The sequence below is a fragment of the Ruania alba genome, assembly GCF_900105765.1.
Taxonomy (GTDB): domain Bacteria; phylum Actinomycetota; class Actinomycetes; order Actinomycetales; family Beutenbergiaceae; genus Ruania; species Ruania alba.
This window is the reverse complement of sequence record NZ_FNTX01000002.1, coordinates 674,262-690,700: the sequence shown is the minus strand read 5'-3', so window position 1 is coordinate 690,700 and position 16,439 is coordinate 674,262. Positions and strand designations below refer to the sequence as shown.

At 67.4% G+C, this 16,439-nt stretch carries 14 protein-coding genes; 7 read left to right on the top strand and 7 right to left on the bottom strand.

Features of this window, described 5'->3' with window-relative positions; all coding sequences use genetic code 11:
• Nucleotides 1-2 precede the first annotated feature (2 nt).
• Nucleotides 3-1,001 carry an ABC transporter permease gene (locus BLU77_RS13670; protein ID WP_089773664.1) on the bottom strand — a complete coding sequence of 333 codons (999 nt, stop codon included), beginning with the start codon at nt 999-1,001 and terminating at the stop codon, nt 3-5.
• A 67-nt stretch (nt 1,002-1,068) separates the two neighbouring features.
• Here BLU77_RS13670 and BLU77_RS22940 point away from each other — a divergent pair, with 67 nt between their 5' ends.
• From BLU77_RS22940 to BLU77_RS13660, 3 genes are all read left to right on the top strand, one after another.
• Nucleotides 1,069-1,203 carry a hypothetical protein gene (locus tag BLU77_RS22940; protein ID WP_281242109.1) on the top strand — a complete coding sequence of 45 codons (135 nt, stop codon included), beginning with the start codon at nt 1,069-1,071 and terminating at the stop codon, nt 1,201-1,203.
• A gap of 239 nt (nt 1,204-1,442) precedes the next feature.
• Nucleotides 1,443-2,066 (top strand): hypothetical protein, encoded by a 624-nt coding sequence (locus BLU77_RS13665; RefSeq protein WP_089773663.1) that lies wholly within the window; start codon nt 1,443-1,445, stop codon nt 2,064-2,066.
• Nucleotides 2,063-3,754 carry an Ig-like domain-containing protein gene (locus BLU77_RS13660; RefSeq protein WP_089773662.1) on the top strand — a complete coding sequence of 564 codons (1,692 nt, stop codon included), beginning with the start codon at nt 2,063-2,065 and terminating at the stop codon, nt 3,752-3,754. The genes BLU77_RS13665 and BLU77_RS13660 overlap by 4 nt, the downstream gene beginning before the upstream one ends.
• Nucleotides 3,755-3,803: 49 nt before the next feature.
• Here BLU77_RS13660 and BLU77_RS13655 read toward each other — a convergent pair whose 3' ends face one another.
• Together BLU77_RS13655 and BLU77_RS13650 are read right to left on the bottom strand one after the other, a co-directional pair.
• A complete protein-coding gene (locus BLU77_RS13655; protein WP_139177768.1) occupies nt 3,804-4,895 on the bottom strand; it encodes a hypothetical protein in 1,092 nt (363 codons plus the stop codon).
• Complete coding sequence (locus tag BLU77_RS13650) at nt 4,892-5,626, bottom strand: GntR family transcriptional regulator (protein WP_089773660.1); 735 nt, start codon at nt 5,624-5,626, stop codon at nt 4,892-4,894. The genes BLU77_RS13655 and BLU77_RS13650 overlap by 4 nt, the downstream gene beginning before the upstream one ends.
• A 176-nt stretch (nt 5,627-5,802) precedes the next feature.
• Between BLU77_RS13650 and BLU77_RS13645 the strand changes: the two genes are divergently transcribed.
• Both BLU77_RS13645 and BLU77_RS13640 read left to right on the top strand, forming a co-directional pair.
• The gene (locus BLU77_RS13645; protein WP_175477103.1) at nt 5,803-6,780 is read left to right on the top strand and encodes a dihydrodipicolinate synthase family protein; all 978 of its coding nucleotides are present in this window, start codon (nt 5,803-5,805) and stop codon (nt 6,778-6,780) included.
• A 51-nt stretch (nt 6,781-6,831) separates the two neighbouring features.
• Nucleotides 6,832-8,847 carry an ABC transporter substrate-binding protein gene (locus tag BLU77_RS13640; RefSeq protein WP_175477102.1) on the top strand — a complete coding sequence of 672 codons (2,016 nt, stop codon included), beginning with the start codon at nt 6,832-6,834 and terminating at the stop codon, nt 8,845-8,847.
• Between the two features lie 60 nt (nt 8,848-8,907).
• On the opposite strand, the gene pdxA is transcribed toward BLU77_RS13640, so the two are convergent.
• Genes pdxA through BLU77_RS13625 form a run of 3 tightly spaced genes read right to left on the bottom strand, consistent with a single transcriptional unit; the run spans nt 8,908 to nt 11,901 of the window.
• Entirely contained in the window at nt 8,908-9,933 is a 1,026-nt protein-coding gene (gene pdxA / locus BLU77_RS13635; protein WP_245708861.1) for a 4-hydroxythreonine-4-phosphate dehydrogenase PdxA, read from the bottom strand.
• Entirely contained in the window at nt 9,920-11,116 is a 1,197-nt protein-coding gene (locus BLU77_RS13630) for a four-carbon acid sugar kinase family protein (protein WP_089773657.1), read from the bottom strand. The genes pdxA and BLU77_RS13630 overlap by 14 nt, the downstream gene beginning before the upstream one ends.
• Entirely contained in the window at nt 11,113-11,901 is a 789-nt protein-coding gene (locus tag BLU77_RS13625) for a DeoR/GlpR family DNA-binding transcription regulator (RefSeq protein ID WP_089773656.1), read from the bottom strand. The genes BLU77_RS13630 and BLU77_RS13625 overlap by 4 nt, the downstream gene beginning before the upstream one ends.
• 118 nt (nt 11,902-12,019) lie before the next feature.
• Between BLU77_RS13625 and BLU77_RS13620 the strand changes: the two genes are divergently transcribed.
• Entirely contained in the window at nt 12,020-12,997 is a 978-nt protein-coding gene (locus BLU77_RS13620) for an aldo/keto reductase (protein ID WP_089773655.1), read from the top strand.
• Nucleotides 12,998-13,040: 43 nt separating this feature from the next.
• Entirely contained in the window at nt 13,041-15,167 is a 2,127-nt protein-coding gene (locus BLU77_RS13615) for an MGH1-like glycoside hydrolase domain-containing protein (protein ID WP_089773654.1), read from the top strand.
• A gap of 90 nt (nt 15,168-15,257) precedes the next feature.
• Here the strand turns inward: BLU77_RS13615 and BLU77_RS13610 are convergent, their stop codons facing one another.
• Entirely contained in the window at nt 15,258-16,190 is a 933-nt protein-coding gene (locus tag BLU77_RS13610) for an LLM class flavin-dependent oxidoreductase (RefSeq protein WP_089775784.1), read from the bottom strand.
• Nucleotides 16,191-16,439 lie beyond the last annotated feature (249 nt).

Below are 16,439 nucleotides of genomic sequence, written 5' to 3'. Positions count from 1 at the left end.
AGTCAGCTCTCCTGGTAGCGGCGTCGGATTCGGGGGTCCCACCAGGCGAGCGCCAAGTCGCTGATCAACGTGCCCACCACGGTGAGTGTGCTGAGGATCAGGATGAAGCTGCCGACGAGGTACATGTCCTGGCTGAGCGTCCCGCCGAACAGCAGTGGGCCGGTGGTGGGCAGGCTGAGCACGATCGAGATGATCGTCTCGCCACTGATCAGGCCGGGGAGCAACCATCCGATGGTGCTGAAGAAGGGGCTCAAGGACATCCGCACCGGATACTTGAGCAGTAGCTTCCACTCCGGCAGGCCCTTGGCGCGGGCCGTGATGACGTACGGCTTGTAGAGCTCGTCCAACAGGTTGGCCCGAGTGATCCTGATCAGGCCCGCCGTTCCGGAGATGCCGATGATCAGGATCGGTAGCCACAGGTGAGACATCAGGTCGAGGACCTTGCCGAGGTTCCAGGCGGCATCGACGTACTCCGGTGAGAAGAGTCCACCGGCGCTCTGGTCGAAGTACCTGACTCCCAACCAGAGGAAGAACAGCGCCATGAGGAAGCTCGGGATGGCCATGCCGACGAAGCCGAAGAAGGTGGCGACGTAGTCGCCGATGGAGTACTGCTTCACCGCCGAGTAGATGCCGACCGGGAAGGCGACCGCCCAGACGAACAGCAGCGTGCTGATCGAGAGGAAGAAGGACAGCGCGACCCGGTCCCAGATCAGGGTCGAGACCGGCCGGTTCCAGGCGAAGGACTGGCCGAAGTCGCCGTGGAAGATGATGCTCGATATCCAGTTCCAGTACTGCAGCAGGAACGGGTCGTCCAGGCCGAAACGGGCCCTCAGCGCAGCCATCTGCTCGGGGCTGATGGTCTCGCCCCGCGACTCGGCCTGCGCCACCAGGGTGGACACATAGTCGCCGGGTGGAAGCTGGATGATCCAGAAGGTCACGAAGGAGATGGCGACCAGGGTGATCAGCATCAGACCCACGCGCCGGATCATGTACTTGCCCATTCGAAGATCCCTTCAGCGGGTCAGTGCGTAGCGGTCGGGCAGCAACTCGGCCCCGGTGGTGCGGCGCGTGCAGCCGGCAGCCGGCCGGGTCGACGTCGAGTCGCGGCACTCGCGGTGCCGGCACACATCCCTGGCCGACCGCGCCAGCGCCGCGCTGACCGGTGAGAACGTCCGGACCCTGCGGGTACCGGTCGTCGCGTGAGCGTGAAACGCACTGGGCTCCCTTGCATATTTACACACTTCGTCGTGAACATGCGGCTTGGCGATGCTAACCGGCACTCGTGGTGCTGTGCAAGACACCGAGCCGTCCGATGATGCCTCATGAGGGTCAAACGGCATCTGGCTGGCATTCAAGGTGAACCATTGTATGGCAGGAGGGTTGACGCTCAAGTGCGATGCCCATAGGTTCGATGGTATGCCACCGGTATGGGAGGACCAACGATGACCACCACACAATCCGGACTGAGCCGGCGAGGGTTGATCGCCGGAGCGGCCGTGGCAGGGACCGCTCTGGTCGCGATCGAGCGCCTGAGCAGCCCTAGCGCGTCCGCCGATCCCGACGTTCTCTCGTCGGATCCCATTAATTACGCAGACCCGCCGCCGCAGCCCGCCGCCGTCGTCGACAACACCGTGCCGGCTTTTCCCGGGGCGGAAGGAGCGGGCAAGTTCACGACCGGTGGGCGGGGAGGTGAGGTGTACGAGGTCACGACACTGGCCGACTCCGGTGCAGGCTCACTCCGGGAAGCGGTCTCCGGGGACAACCGCGTCGTGGTGTTCCGGGTGGGTGGCACGATCGAGCTGGAAAGCGGCCTGGACGTCACCGGTTCCAACCTCACCATCGCCGGCCAGACAGCGCCCGGCGACGGCATCTCCGTGATCAACAACGAGTTCAACATCGAGGGCGACAACATCATCATCCGGTACCTGCGGGTACGGGCTGGTGACATGATGGGCACCCCGATCGACGCGTTCAACGGCGAGACCCGGAGGAATCTGGTGATCGACCACTGCTCGATCTCCTGGGGGTCGACGAGTGCTTCTCGCTGTACGGCAACTACGACGTGACCGTGCAGTACTGCATCATCGCTGAGGGGCTCGCCATGTCCGCCCACGAGAAGGGGCGGCACGGCTACGGCGGTCTCTGGGGCGGCCAGAACGTCACGTATCACCACAACCTGCTCATCCACCAGGGCGGTCGGAACCCGCGGTACAGCTTCGTGGAGGATATGAAGCAGCTTGTCGACCAGCGGTACAACGTGATCTACAACCACGGTTTCACCACGGCCTATGGTGGCGAGTGGGCCGAGGGGATCAACATGGTCGGGAACTACTACAAGCCCGGTCCCGCCACTCTGGCCGATGTCGGCGACAAGATCGTCACGCCGAACCGCGGGGGCAGCTGGTACGTGGCCGAGAATCTGATCGAGGGGTACGAGGACGTCACCGCCGACAACGTGGTGGGCATCGGCTTCCCGGCCGGCGGAATCGACCTGCTCCCGGAGCCGGTGGAGTTCGTGAACGCCCTTCCGGAGAAGACAGCCGAAGAGGCCTATGAGGATGTACTCGCCGACGTCGGTTGCTCTGTTCCCCGGTACGACTCGGTGGACGCGCGGTTGCTGGCGGACGTGCGCAACGGTACGGGTCGGCTGATCAATTCCCAGAACGAGGTCGGCGGCTACCCCGTGATCGACGGGGGTGACCCACCGGTCGACTCCGACCATGACGGCATCCCCGACGCCTGGGAGGTCGAGCACGGACTGGACCCGGAGAACCCGGACGATGCTGCAGCGCCAGCAGGCGACCGCTCCGGCTACACGAACCTGGAGGTGTACCTGAACTCGATCACCTCGACCGGCGCGAGCCCGACGGTGACGATCACCTCGCCGGCACCCCATCAGGTGTTCACCTCGACCGCCGAACGGCAGCAGGTGCAGATCACCGCAGAGGCCGAGGGGGCCGGCGGTGCCGCGATCGAGAGTGTGGACTTCTTCGTGAATGAGGAGCTCGTCGGCACCGCGACCAGCGCCCCGTTCGAGCTGACCTGGCCGGCGGCGACCGATGGTACCTACTACCTGGTGGCCCGGGCGCGGGACGAGCTGGGAGCGAAGGCGGACTCAACCGGCACGCCGATTCATGTGAACCGCACCTCCCGGCTCGGGGACTGGAGATCGACCGATATCGGTCACGTGGCAATCCCAGGCTCGGCCTTCATCGACGACGTGTCCGGTGACGTCGTGCTCAAGGGAGCCGGCAAGATTCGTGGCCGCGAGGACGCCTTCCAGTTCTTGCACCAGCGGGTGCGCGCCCGGGAGAACGACGTCGTGGAGATCATCGCCCGGATCGACGGGATCGACCGCACCTATGAGGGCGCCTACGCGGGCCTGATGATTCGCGAGTCCCTGAAACCTGACTCGCCCTACTTCACCGGTGGGCTCAGCTGGGTGGCGAGCGGATACAAGGGGATGGTGTCCCGGATCAGCTACAACGGTGACGAGGCGAGCGTGGGCGGTTACCCGTATGACGACTCCGAGCTCGATCCGAAGGAGTACTGGATCCGCATCATCAAGCGCGGCACCGAGTTCGAGTGCCACCTCGGGACCGACTCATTGCAGTGGACCCGGATCGGGTACGAGCGGATCCCGATGCGGAGCAACCGGGTGTACATCGGGTTGGCCGTCGATGCGAACAAGGAGGCGAACGCGATCGAGAACTACACAGTCGGGCGGTTCGCCGCGGTCCGGATCAACAGCTGAACCAGAATGACGGCGGGCCCCGGTTCGACGAACCGGGGCCCGTAGCGTCTTAGCCGCGCCCGGAGCGCCGGTCCAACTCGTGCGCGAGCAGCGAGACGGCGTAGGGCGAGACCTGATGCTTGCCGTGCGTGGCATCGTCGACGACCTCCCAATCCCCGCCCAGGAGTGTGGCCCGATCGCGCACCGGCTGGGCGTAGCTGCGGTGCCCGACTCCGGGGAAGCAGGACGGGTCGAACCGGTTCAGGATCTGCAGCTGACGTCGTCCCGCGCCGGTCGACCCCACGACGTAGAGATCGAGATAGCCGGCGATGTCGTAGAGCTCCGGCAGGCTCTCCCGGCGCTGTTCCCAGTCACCGAAGTTCGGGTGGTGAGCGGGGTGGGGGCGGAGGTAGAACGGCCAGGTTCCGGCCACCTGGACACTCAGCGTGACCCGGGGGTCGATCGCGGCGTGCAGCACGGTCGTCCACGCGCCACCGGAGAAACCGAAGGTCGCCACCTCGGTCAGTGGATCGAGTTCTGCGACGTGGTTGATCAGGGTGATGACCGGATCGAGATAGTAGGTGGCCGCACAGAAATCCGGACCTTCGTAGGCGGCAAATCGCTCGTGGCTCGCCGGATCGGTAGGCAGTGGGCCACCGGCTGCGGGCGGGTCCATGTCCGGGGAGTTCCAGCCCTGGAGAGGCATGTCCACTGCTGCGACCCGGTAGCCCCGCTCCAGGAAGGTGCGCATCACGGCGAGCTGTGGCAGGTGGTATACCGGCTTGCGGCCGTTGCCGTGTCCGGCGAGGAATATGCCGAAGCGTCCCGGCACCGGACGGCGAGGGTGAGCCAGATAGCTGGTCGACGTGAGCCCGTTCGCCATCGTCAGGGTGGCCCGGTCCACGCCGTCGTGCGGGAGGGAGTCCAGTTCGGGAACCGAGGCGTCGCGGTCGATTCGCGGAACTGACGTGGGTAGCCCGGCCCCCTTCCAGAGCTTGTCGATCAGGCGCCGCCGCCGGTCGAGAACGTCCGTTGCTGAGCGGACCGTGATCAGTTGATCGACGTCGACGCCGACAGCTTCTTCGGGCATTGTCCGCCAGGACGGCCCGTAGGTCGCCTCGATCGCGGGGTCCACCACGGGACGGGGACGTGTCACGCTCATCGGGCGTAGCTCCCGCCGACCGTGGGCCGTGGGCGGGAGAGGAAGACGATCGTCTGGTCTCGGACCCGGAGGATGTGCGACTCGAGCGCCTCACGGGCAGCCAGGCCGTCGCCGGCCCTGAGCGCTTCGACGATCTTGCGGTGCTCGTCGACGGCGGCGTCCAGTCGCTCGCGATTCATCGGGGCTTCCAGGCCGGCGCGGGTGACGTGGATGCTCAAGTGCAGGTCGTCATGCAGTGCGAGCAGGCGGGGCAGGCCGGACATCTCCACCAGAGTGCGGTGGAACCTGCTGTCGTTCTCGCGGAACGCGATGTACTGCGCCGTGTCCTGGATCGCACCCTCGGCGAGCTCGGTCGCTTCGGCGACCAGATCATCCAGGAACTGCGGCACCGTGGGCCCTTCCTGCTCGGTATACCGGCGCAGGCTGTGCGATTCGATCATCAGGCGAAGCTCAAAGAGCTCGTACAGCGAGCTGAGCGAGGGGACCGCCACGGTGAAACCTGCGATGGAGTCGTAGGAGAGTAGACCGCGCTCGTGCAGCCGGCCTACAGCGCTACGCACCGGTGTGCGGCTCATCCCGAGCATCCGGGAGAACTCTCGGATCGGCACCGTCTGACCGGGTTGCGGGTGCTCCTCGGTCAGCCAGGTCACCAGCGCGTCGTGTGCACGGTTCTCCAGCGTTTTTTGGCTCTCCGGTTCCTGCGGCCGCAATCTGGCCGTCGACCTTGCCACCTAGTTCCTCCCATCGGCACCAGCAACTGAGCGTCAACGTCCGTCCCGCTCCCGCCCCATGGTATGCCATTCGACTTCCAGCGTGACGCTGTTCCCGGCAGAAGTGTGCTCCGTCAGTGCCTCATGGTCGCTGCTGTGGTTGACAAGTTGCTGGTGTGGGCCGAAAGATGGCCTACATGCCAGTGGCATTCACACCTTCTGACGAGACCTCTTCCGACGACCTGTACGGCGTGCTTCCCCCGGTCGTACTGCCGATGACCCCGGACGGCGAGGTGGACTCGCCCTCGTTGCAGTCACTCGTCAGCCACCTGGTGGCAGCCGGCGTGCACGGGCTCTGGGCGAACGGCGCCACCGGCGAGTTCTACGCCCTGGACGGAGAGCTGCGAGCCGAGGTGGTGCGCCAGTGTGTGAAAGCCGCAGCGGGTCGAGTGCCGGTGGTGGCACATGTCGGGGACACCTCGACGCGGCTCGCGGTGCGCCATGCACGGGAAGCGATCGCCGCCGGTGCGGCCTTCGTCTCGGTCCTCCCGCCGTACTTCGTCGGATTCGGCCAGGAGGAGCTCAAACGCCACTATCGCTCGATTGCACGGGCAGTCGGCGGCCCCGTCCTCGCCTACCACCTGCCCCAGTTCATCCCCGCCACCCTGACCATCGACTCGATCGTCGAGCTCACCGTCGAGGGCGTGCTCTGCGGAGCCAAGGACAGCGGCTCGAACATGGTCTGGTTCCGCCAGTTGCAGCGGCGGCTCCGTGCCGCCGGTGTCTCGCTGCCCTGCCTCACCGGCGGCTCGAGCGTCGCCGACCTCGGCTACCTGCTCGGAGCTGCCGGCTCGGTCTCGTCGACCGGGAACCTCACCCCGGGTCACTTGGTGCGCCAGTACGAGGCTGCCCGGGCCGGAGAGTGGGCACTCGTTCTTGCCATGCAGGAGCAGAGCGAGGACCTGATCGAGCTGCTGAACCCTCCGGGTACCAGCCCGGGCCCTGGTCTGACCGCCACCGTCTACAAGTACGTGCTGGCTCGGCAGGGGCGGATCGACTGCGATCTCAGCGCCGCGCCCCTCACGCAGCTCTCGACCGAGAACCGCCGGCACCTGGACGAGCACGTGCTCCCGGCCGTTGACCGGCTGGAGAGTCCGACTGGCGACCGCACCTGAACCGACCCCGCCCCCTGGCATACCGTCCCCACAATGAAGAGGAGAACGATGATGTTTCCACCCACTGCTGAATCGGGAACCCGAGACCGCCTCTGGTCGAGTGCTGTCAGTCGCCGGTCCCTGCTGTTGACCGGAGGCGGGCTTGCTGCCGGCGCCTCGTTGGCCGGCTGTTCGTTCTTTGACACCGACCCTGCGCAAGGTGAGAACGCCGGCGGCAACGCCGGACCGAAGGGCGCGGAGGCGCCGTCACTGGCTGCCCAGGTGGAGGCCGGCGATCTGCCACCGGTCGAGGAGCGGCTGCCGAGCACACCGCTGGTGGTTGAGCCGCACAGCCAGATCGGCCAGTACGGCGGCACCTGGCGCTCGGCAATCATCACCGAGGAGGACCGGACCTGGCTCACGCAGAGCATCGGCTACGAGCCGCTGATCCGGTGGATCCCGGGATGGACAGACCAGCCGGGTACCAGCGAGATCATCCCGAACATCTGCGAGAGCTTCGAAGAGCTCGAGGGCGGCCGGGTGTTTCAGTTCACGCTCCGAGAGGGGATGAAGTGGTCCGACGGTGAGCCGGTCACCGCTGAGGACTTCAGGTTCGCCTTCGAGGACGTCAACATCTACGAGGGACTGCACCCCGGCGGGATCTACACGCTCTGGACGAATGTGAACGATCCGGAGAAGCCGGGCACCTTCGAGAGCGATGGCAATGTGATCCGGTACGTCTTCGACGACCCGAAGCCGGGCTTCCTCGAGGAGCTCGCGTCCGGAACCCCGATGGTGCTGCCCAAGCACCATTTCGAGCAGTTCCACGAGCTGTACGCGGACAACCTCGACGACGTCGTCGCCGAGAACAGCCTCGACGACTGGATTCAGCTCTGGGAATCCAAGAGCGAAGAGTTCACCGACGTGGACCGGCCCACCCTCCATGCCTGGAAGCTCACCGCAGCGCTTGGCGATGGCAGCTATGTCGAGGCGGAGCGCAACCCCTACTACTGGAAGGTCGATCCGGACGGCAGCCAGCTGCCCTACATCGACTCGATCCGCTGTGAGGTCTTGCAGGACATCGAGGTCGAGCTGCTCAAGATCACCAACGGTGAGCTCGACATGCAGATGCGCAACTTCGACAGCATCCGAAACCTACCCGTCGTCTCGGACAACCAGGAGAGCGGTGACTACCGGCTGTTCAGCGTGTCTCCGCAGGGCCCGAACGCCATGGTGATCGGCTTCAACCAGAACCTGGAGGACGACCGCAAGCGAGAGATCTACGCGAACAAGGACTTCCGGGTCGGGCTGTCCCACGCCATCAACCGGCAGCGCATCATCGACACCATCTACGGCAGCCAGACGATTCCCTGGCAGTGCGCCCCGGTGGAAGGTCACCCGGCCTTCGACGAGGAGTTCGGTACGCAGTTCACCGAGTATTCGGTGGAACTGGCGAACGAGGCGTTGGACCGCGCGGGCTACACCGAGAAGGACGGCGACGGCTTCCGGCTCAGCGAGGGCGAGCGGATCACCATGACGGTCCTGGTGCCGTCGACCATGCCCGACCAACTCGATGCGTTCGAGATGATCAAGGAGGACTGGGCGGAGGTCGGCGTGGAGGTCAACGTCACCCCGCTGGCGGAGACCCTGTATTGGGAGCGGGTTGAGGCGAACCAGGCCGAGCTGTCCACCTGGACGGCTGGCGGGTTCGAGATCCGCGCCACGCAGGGCTCGAACCACTACTTCGTGCCGTCGAACCCGCGAGGATCCTCGCGCTACGGTCACGACTGGGCCCAGTGGTACCGCGGCGAGAGCAGCGTGGAGCCGCCTGAGATCATCCAGCACCAGTTGGCGTTGTTCGACGAGATGCGCACGACCTATGACGCCGACCGGGCGATCGAGCTGGCGCGGGAGATCCTGGACATCGCCAAGGACCAGTTCTTCTACATCGGGATCTGCACGCAGCCGGACGGCTACGGGATCGTGAAGAACAACATGGGGACCAACGTGCCGGATGCGATCCCGGGTGACGTCGGCTACCAGCCGCCCGGCCCGACCAACCCGGAGCAGTACTTCTTCACCGACTGAGGGTCCGCCCGTCGACGGCGCCGCGCAGGTCCTCCTGCGCGGCGCCATTGGTGTGTCTGCTCAGGCGCTGCCGGGAGTTCGCTCGGCCAGCGTTGCCGCCTGACGCAGTGCTTCGGCCATGCTGGCGGTCGTGACGGTGCCGGTGCCGGCGATGTCGAAGGCGGTGCCGTGGTCCACCGAGGTGCGGATCACCGGCAGGCCGACGGTGATGTTCACGCCGTCGTCGATGCCGAGCACCTTCACCGGACCGTGACCCTGGTCGTGGTACATCGCCACGATCAGGTCGAAGTCTCCCCGGGTGGCCAGGAAGAAGGCGGTGTCAGCGGGCAGCGGGCCGTGCACGTCATGGCCGAGGGCGAGGAGCTCGTCGATCGCGGGCTGGATCTTCTCCGCTTCTTCGCCGTAGCCGAACAGCCCGTCCTCACCCGCGTGCGGGTTGATCCCACACACGCCGACCTTCGGGCGCGCGATCCCGGCCCGTTCCAGCGCATCGATACCGCGGCTGATGGTGCGCTGCACCAGCGGCGGATCGATCCGGTGGACCGCATCGACCAGACCGATGTGCGTGGTCACGTGAATGACGTTCAGGGTCGGCGTGCTCAGCATCATCGACACCTCCGGTGCCCCGGTCAGGTGCGCGAGCAGTTCCGTGTGCCCTGGGAACACGTGGCCGCCTGCGTGCAGAGCAGCCTTGTTGAGCGGCGCCGTGGCGATCGCGGCCACGTCGTGGTCCGTGGCGTAGCGGGCGGCGCGCTCGATGTAGGTGTAGGCCGCATGACCGGCCACCGGGCTGACCTCGCCGAACGGCAGGTCAGCGGGCAGCTCACCTACCTGAATCACGTGGAGGGCGTTGTCGTGGCCGACGGTCTCGCTCGGGTGCTGGACCTCCCGGATCGGTTGGGTGACGCCCATCAACCTCGCGGCGTGGATCATCCGTGGGATGTCCCCGATCAGCACGGGGCGGCACACTGCCAGTACCTCGGTGCTGGTGAGAGCGCTCGCGCAGATCTCGGGTCCGACGCCGGCCGGATCGCCCATCGTCACGGCGATCACGGGCAGGGACGGGGTGCGGTCAGGTGAGTCCACCAGAGGTCTCCTTGTCAGGGGTCGGTGTGTCGCAGGAGGGTGCAGGTCGGGTCAGGTCGATCAGGGTGTTCCGGTCGCCGTAACTGCCCGGCTTGGTCAGGACGGTCCTGCCATCCGGCGCCACCAGGTGGGCCACGACGTCGTGCGTGCCGGGGATGAGGCGTAGTTCGGTGAAGCCGAGCCGGTCCAGTACCCGGCGCGCGGTGTACCCACCGCTGAGGTAGAGGCAGACGTCGGCTCCCGCACCGGGCAGCGCTGCGCGACACGTGGCGGCCAGCGCGGCCATGGCCTCAGCCGTGCGGTGGCCGGCGGCGGTGTGGTCCGGTGGCGGCGTCAGTACGGCGTGTACGCCGCGTGCCAGGGCAGCCCGCACGTGGCGAGCGGACTCCGCTATCGCACGGGTGTCCTCGGTGGCCGGTGCCGTGACCAGGGCGGTCCGCGGGTCACGCTCACGCAGCGCCTGCACCTGAGCATGGCCGGTCGGTTCTGTGGTGCCGAGCACAGCGAACAGTTGTTGCACCGGGCGCGACGGCACGCCGGTTCCTGCGGCCGGTCCGCGCCCGCTCACCTCGCTCCGGGCCAGCGCGTCGAGGAATGGTGCGGATCCGGCGGCGTGCAGCCGGGGGCCGCTGCGGCAGGACCGGGCCAGCCGGGCCAGGTCCGCACCGCTGGACACGTCGGCGGTCACCAGGGTGGGCGTATCCCCGGTGAGGAGGCTGGGGATCTGGTCGTACTCGGCGGCACCGAGATGGTGGTGTGGCAGACCGGCGAATACTGAGCGCAGCTCGGCTGGCGGGCCCCCGCCGGCCGCGTCCGGAACGTGATGGCGGCCGTCGGCAGTGATCCGGCCCAGAGCGGGGTTGGCCGCGGAGAGCACCACCGGTCGGCCGGTGTCCAGGAGCACCTCCAGGTAGGTGCGTACCGGGCCACGGAGCTGGGAGTCCACCTTGAAGAATAGTGACGTGTGCCCGTCCAGCTGGTCGGCTGCGGGCTCGAGTCGTGCCCGCACCTCGGCGTCGGTGCTGTGCCGCAGGTCCAGGTCGCAGACCGTCCTGGACTCCGGTGTGGGCCGTTCCGGTATCCCGAGCAGGATCCGGATGTCGCCGCCCGATGCGTTCTGCCAGGTGTGTGCAGCCTCGGCCGCGCCGGTGAGGTCGTCCGCCCAGACCTGCGCCACTGTCATTGCTGTGCCGCGTCGACCGCCGAGGTGAGGACGACCTCCCGCTCGTCGGACCGGAACGCCTTGAGGAAGTCCGGATCTGCGCCGTCATCGGTGACGAGGGTCCATGGCTGTTCGATCCTCGCCCAGCTGTGGAACGGCGCCCGGCCGAGCTTGGCCGAGTGCGCCAGTACGTAGACGTGCCGGGACTGCCGAGCCATCAGTTCCTTCAGCCGGGTCTGATCGAGTTCTGCCTCGCAGATCGCCCCGTCCGTGCTGACGCCGTCGGTGCCGAGGAAGAGACGGTCGAATGTCAGCCGCTCCAGATTCTGTTCGGTCAATGGCCCGACGAACGCATCGGACAGCTCGCGCAGGCGCCCACCGAGGGATACCAGGTTCAGGTCGGGACGCGAGCGCAGCAGGCTGATCACCGGGACGCTGGCCGTAGTGACCGTGACGGCATCCAGAGTGGGCAGCTGGCGGGCGAGCAGGGCGACCGTGGAGCCGGCGTCGAGCAGGATCGACTCCTTGGCCTGGACCTGGGCTGCTGCCCAGCGCGCGATCGCCGATTTCGCGTCGAACCCCTCGCGCTCACGCTGCAGCAATGAGGTTTCCGCTCGGTCACTCGGGGCGATCGCGCCGCCGTAGGTGCGGGCAAGTCGGCCGGACCGGCTCAGCAGGGCGAGGTCCCGGCGGATCGTGGAGGCGGTGACGTCGAAGCGCGCGGCAAGATCGTCCACGTTGGCCAGGCCCATCGCGGCGGCCCGCGCGACGATCTCCTCGCGGCGCCGTTCTGTCTTGCTGGCCATCCGCGTGCCCTTCCGTTCGAGTGAGCCGAAGCCGTTGTGGCAGTGCGATCTTCTCACGTAGTGCGCGTTCTGTGCTAGTTTCGTTGCGCAAAGTGCGCGATACTTCGACGGAGGAGTCATGGTCGACGTGGAATCCGGCGCAGGGCTGCGATCCGAGCCCACCCGACTGGTGCTCGGCACGATGCCGTTCGGGGACACGGTGCCGGAAGTGAGGGCACGGGCCATCGTCGAGGCAGCGGTCGCAGCGGGGATCGAGGAGATCGATACCGCGAACACCTATGCGGGAGGTGCCGGTGAACCGATCGTCGGCCGGGTGCTCGCCGAGGGTGGCGAGGGTGTGGCGGTGTCCTCCAAGGTGGGGATGCAGCCGGCCACCGCGCCGGACCGTGGTCCGTTGAGCAGCGCGGCGATCGTCGCCTCGGCGGAGGCGAGTGTGGAACGCGTGGGCCGTGCCCTCGATACCCTCTACCTGCACCAGCCCGATCGCAGCACCGAGCTGGAGGACACACTCACCGGCGTTGCCGAGGTGCTGGACCGGGGGCTGGCCGCGCGCTTCGGTCTCTCGAACTACTCCGCCTGGGAGATGGTGGAGATCCAGGCGCTGAGCGCGCGCCTCGGCCTGCCGGAGCCGCGGCGTGCCCAACAGCTCTACAGCGCCCTCGCCCGGCGACTTGAACTCGAGTTCCTGCCCTACGCCGTCGACCGTGACATCGAGACGGTCGTGTACAACCCGCTGGCCGGTGGCTTGCTCACCGGCCGGTACCGACACGACGACGAGCCCGAGTCGGGGCGCTTTGGCACCTCCGCACTGGCGGCGATGTACCGGAAGCGGTATTGGAACCACGCCCAGTTCACGGCGCTGGAGGAACTGCGGGCGATCGCCGCGCAGGCCGCAGTGCCTATGGCCGAGCTGGCGTTGCGATGGCTGATCGGCACCCCGGGCGTGAGCGCCATCCTGATAGGCGCCTCCACACCGGAACAGCTGAGGGCGAACATCGAAGCGCTCGGTCGCGGCGGGCTGGATGCCGAGGTACGTGCCGCGATCGACGCCGCCACCGGAGTGCTGCTGTCCACCTCGCCGCAGTACGCCCGTTGAGCCGCACCTGCGGGACCGAACCACCGACACCTGGGTTGAGGATATGGACATCGATGCGTCGCTGACGGGACCGCATCGCGGGCTCCGCACCCGTCCGGGCACCCTGCTGCTCGGCCCGGCCGGTCGCCGGTTGTGGGTGGACTACCTCGATGATCAGCCCGGGTTCGCCGGTCGGATCGACTACATCCATAAGCTCAACATGCCGCTGCTGTTCACCGTGAGGCCGAACTGCGCACCTGATCCGCAGCGCAGCGACGGCCAGTGGCTGCCCTCGCGCCTACGCACCACGCAACGGTTCGGCGATGCTCAGCTGACCGAGACGCGGTTCATCACGTGGGACGACTGCGCCGTCTCGATCCAGCACTGGCGCAACCAGGGCAGTGCGCCGATCACATTGCGCGCCGACTACGACCGGGACCTGATCTCCGACACTGCCGACCTTCGCGGCCGGCGCTACATCGACCAGCACGACTTCACGCTGCTGGTCCATCTCGAGGCCTCGCGTGCGGACCTCTGGGCCGGGATCCAGCTCGAGGCAGGTCAGGAGTGCCACCTGACCATCGTGGCGACCGTGCGCCACCTGCCCGGTAAGGCCTCGGCAACGGACCCAACCCTGCCGGAAGGCCCGGCCACCGGAACCGTCCCAGTCGCTGAGGAGAGCGGTGTGGAGCTGCTGGCGGCGCACCGGCGCGAGTATCAGCACTGGTACGCCTCGGTGCCGACCCTGGTCTCCGACAACGAGCTGCTGAACCGGCTGTGGGCCTATCGCTGGTACATCCTGCGCAACTCGATGAGTGAGCCTGGCTTGGGCCACCTGCCCGGGACGGTTATGTACGAGGGCAGGTCGCACAAGATGACCAAGGCGCCCTGGCGGCCCACGGGCTGGGAGTTCAGCAAGGTCATCCCGCTCTCCACCTCGCTGCACGTGCAGGATCTGCGCTGGCGGGCCGATCCGGCCGACACCATCGAGGTGTTGTCCTCGGCGGCCCGGCTGCAGGGCACGGACGGGCAGCTCTACTCACACACGGTCCGCGAGCAGATGAAGCCGTACGCCAACTACTTCGGCTGGGCGATGGCGCTGTTCGCGCAGCTGCACGGCGCCGCATCGGTGCCGGATGCCGTGCTGGTCGCGGCGAAGGAGCAGGTCCGCGGCGAGCACCGGGAGATGGTCACCTCCGACGATGAGCTCTCCGTCGTGCACGACCACAAGCGAACCGGCAAGGAGTACCAGCCGAGCTACTGGTACTTCCACGACTATCCGGCCGACCCCAAGGACAAGACCACCTTCACTCCGTTGAAGCGCGTCGATCGGGCGGTCTACCAGTACCTGAACGCGAAGGGTGTGGTGGCGCTGTGCGCGGCACGGCAGGACCCGGACGAGCAGGAGTTCCGTGATCTGGCCCGGCGGCTCGCTGCCTCGATCCTCGCCAAGCAGTGGGACCCGGGCACGGAGTTCTTCTACGACCTGCACCACCGCACGGATGAGCGGGCCATGGTGCGCAACGTCGTCGGCTTCTACCCCTGGTGGGCCGGCCTGACCGACGAACGCCACACCGCCGGCCTGCGCCGGGCGCTGGCGCCGGGCTACTTCGGCGGCGCGGAGCCGTACCCGTCCGTCGCTCAGGACTGCCCGGCGTTCCGGCCTGCCGGGGGCTGGCTGGGCAACTTCATCAAGGGGCGCAATGGCTGCATGTGGAACGGCCCGAGCTGGCCGTACACCACCGCCATCACCCTGGACGCCATCGCACGGACCGCCAGTGCGGACGATGCGGATCTCGTCGACGAGTTCGCCTCCGGGTTCTGGGCGCTCGCGCGCCAGCACTTCCGTGACGGCGATGTTGCCGTGCCGTATCTCGTCGAGCACTACGACGGGCTCACCGGCGAGCCGATCAGTGATGAGCCGGACTACAACCACTCCTTTCTGATCGACGTGATCGTGCGCTATGTCGCGGGCCTCCGGGTCGAGGATGACGGTCTCTTCCTGGAGCCGTTGGAGATAGGCCTGGGACAGCTGCGCCTCGCGGAGTTGCCGGTCGGGTCGCATCGGTTGACGATCGAGCTGACCGGGCGCGGCGACGGTCGCTCGGCCCGGGTGCAGTGCGGCGAGCACGTCCTGGTCGACGGGCCTGTCCGCGGACGGGTGCGGATTCCGGAGTGCCCGCACCCCTGACGTGCGATATCCGGTCGATGCGGACGCGCGGGACCTGACGGCAGCGGACTTGTGCCCGGGCCTGCTGTGACCGGTCCGCAGGCGCCGTGCTCACAGCACCTGCGCGAGCAACTCCAGCGCCTCGACCGGCTCGCCGACGGGGATGAGCACGTTGCTCCTCACCCCGGCCTCGCCGAGCTCGGCCATCCGGGCACGCACCTCGTCCGGCGTGCCCGCCAGGGCGAGCTGGCGGACCCATGCGTTCGGCAGAGAGCGGGCGAACTCCTCGGGGGAGGCACTGCGTGCCCGCAGCTGCGTGAGCTCCGCGGCGATGTCCAGCGGGGCGATGTGCGGCGCCCAGTCCGGTTCGCCCACCACGCTCAGGGCGGGTCGGGCGTTCTCGACGGCGGTCGCGGAGTCCTCGTGCACGCTCGCGATGTTGTAGGCCACCACCCGGTGCGGCCCTGGCGCGGCGATCTGGTCCACAGCGGCGCGAACGTAGGCGGGTGCGCAGGGCTCGGCCAGCACGGTCCCGTCGGCGATGCGTCCGCTGACCGCGAGCGACCTTGGCCCGCGCACCCCGAGCAGCAGGTCCGGCGCCTCGGCCGGCACGGCACTGGGATCCAGGGTCACGTCACTACCGGGCAGGGCGCGCCCGTGCAGCAGCTCGCGCAACGCACAGGTGTACTCGCGCAACGCCGTCAGAGGGCGGTCCGGCCACGCGCCTACTGATCGCATCCATCCCGGCATGCCGTGCCCGATCCCGGCATCGAGCCGACCGGGGAAGAGTTGGGCGATGCTGGCCAGCTCCATCGCCGTGAACGCCACGTTGCGTGCCCCGACCGGCAGGATCCCCAGGCCCACACGGATCGTCCCGGTCACCGAGAGCGCGAGGGTGGCCTGCGCAATCCCACCGCGGAAGCCGAGATCCTCCACCACCCACAACTCGGCGAAGCCGAGCTCCTCGGCGCGCCTGGCGAAGGCTCGTACGGCATCGGCGTTCAGGTCGCGGGGAAGCATCACTCCGGAGGCAGGAATCGTCATGCTGGTGAACGTATCGAACCCGTCCCGGGCACGCTCCCGATGCATACCGAGCGTCAGATCGTGATGCCACCCACACGTATCCCGCCATGGAGTATCGATTCGGTAACTCCGTGTGCGGTGCTGATAGGCGTAGGGCAGACTGAATCACTGTCGTATGAAGACGTGAAGCCCGTGCTGGGCTCCGACCGACATGCCGCTGGGAGCCCGTGGGTTACCTGGTGAGTGCCCATGACCCCTACCTGGGAGCAT

Excerpts from the sequence above, each read along its gene's own strand:
- BLU77_RS13670 (WP_089773664.1), bottom strand. The coding sequence starts at position 1,001 with ATGGGCAAGTACATGATCCGGCGCGTGGGTCTGATGCTGATCACCCTG.
- BLU77_RS13665 (WP_089773663.1), top strand. The coding sequence starts at position 1,443 with ATGACCACCACACAATCCGGACTGAGCCGGCGAGGGTTGATCGCCGGA.
- BLU77_RS13655 (WP_139177768.1), bottom strand. The coding sequence starts at position 4,895 with ATGAGCGTGACACGTCCCCGTCCCGTGGTGGACCCCGCGATCGAGGCG.
- BLU77_RS13645 (WP_175477103.1), top strand. The coding sequence starts at position 5,803 with ATGCCAGTGGCATTCACACCTTCTGACGAGACCTCTTCCGACGACCTG.
- BLU77_RS13640 (WP_175477102.1), top strand. The coding sequence starts at position 6,832 with ATGTTTCCACCCACTGCTGAATCGGGAACCCGAGACCGCCTCTGGTCG.
- BLU77_RS13630 (WP_089773657.1), bottom strand. The coding sequence starts at position 11,116 with ATGACAGTGGCGCAGGTCTGGGCGGACGACCTCACCGGCGCGGCCGAG.
- BLU77_RS13625 (WP_089773656.1), bottom strand. The coding sequence starts at position 11,901 with ATGGCCAGCAAGACAGAACGGCGCCGCGAGGAGATCGTCGCGCGGGCC.
- BLU77_RS13620 (WP_089773655.1), top strand. The coding sequence starts at position 12,020 with ATGGTCGACGTGGAATCCGGCGCAGGGCTGCGATCCGAGCCCACCCGA.
- BLU77_RS13615 (WP_089773654.1), top strand. The coding sequence starts at position 13,041 with ATGGACATCGATGCGTCGCTGACGGGACCGCATCGCGGGCTCCGCACC.
- BLU77_RS13610 (WP_089775784.1), bottom strand. The coding sequence starts at position 16,190 with ATGACGATTCCTGCCTCCGGAGTGATGCTTCCCCGCGACCTGAACGCC.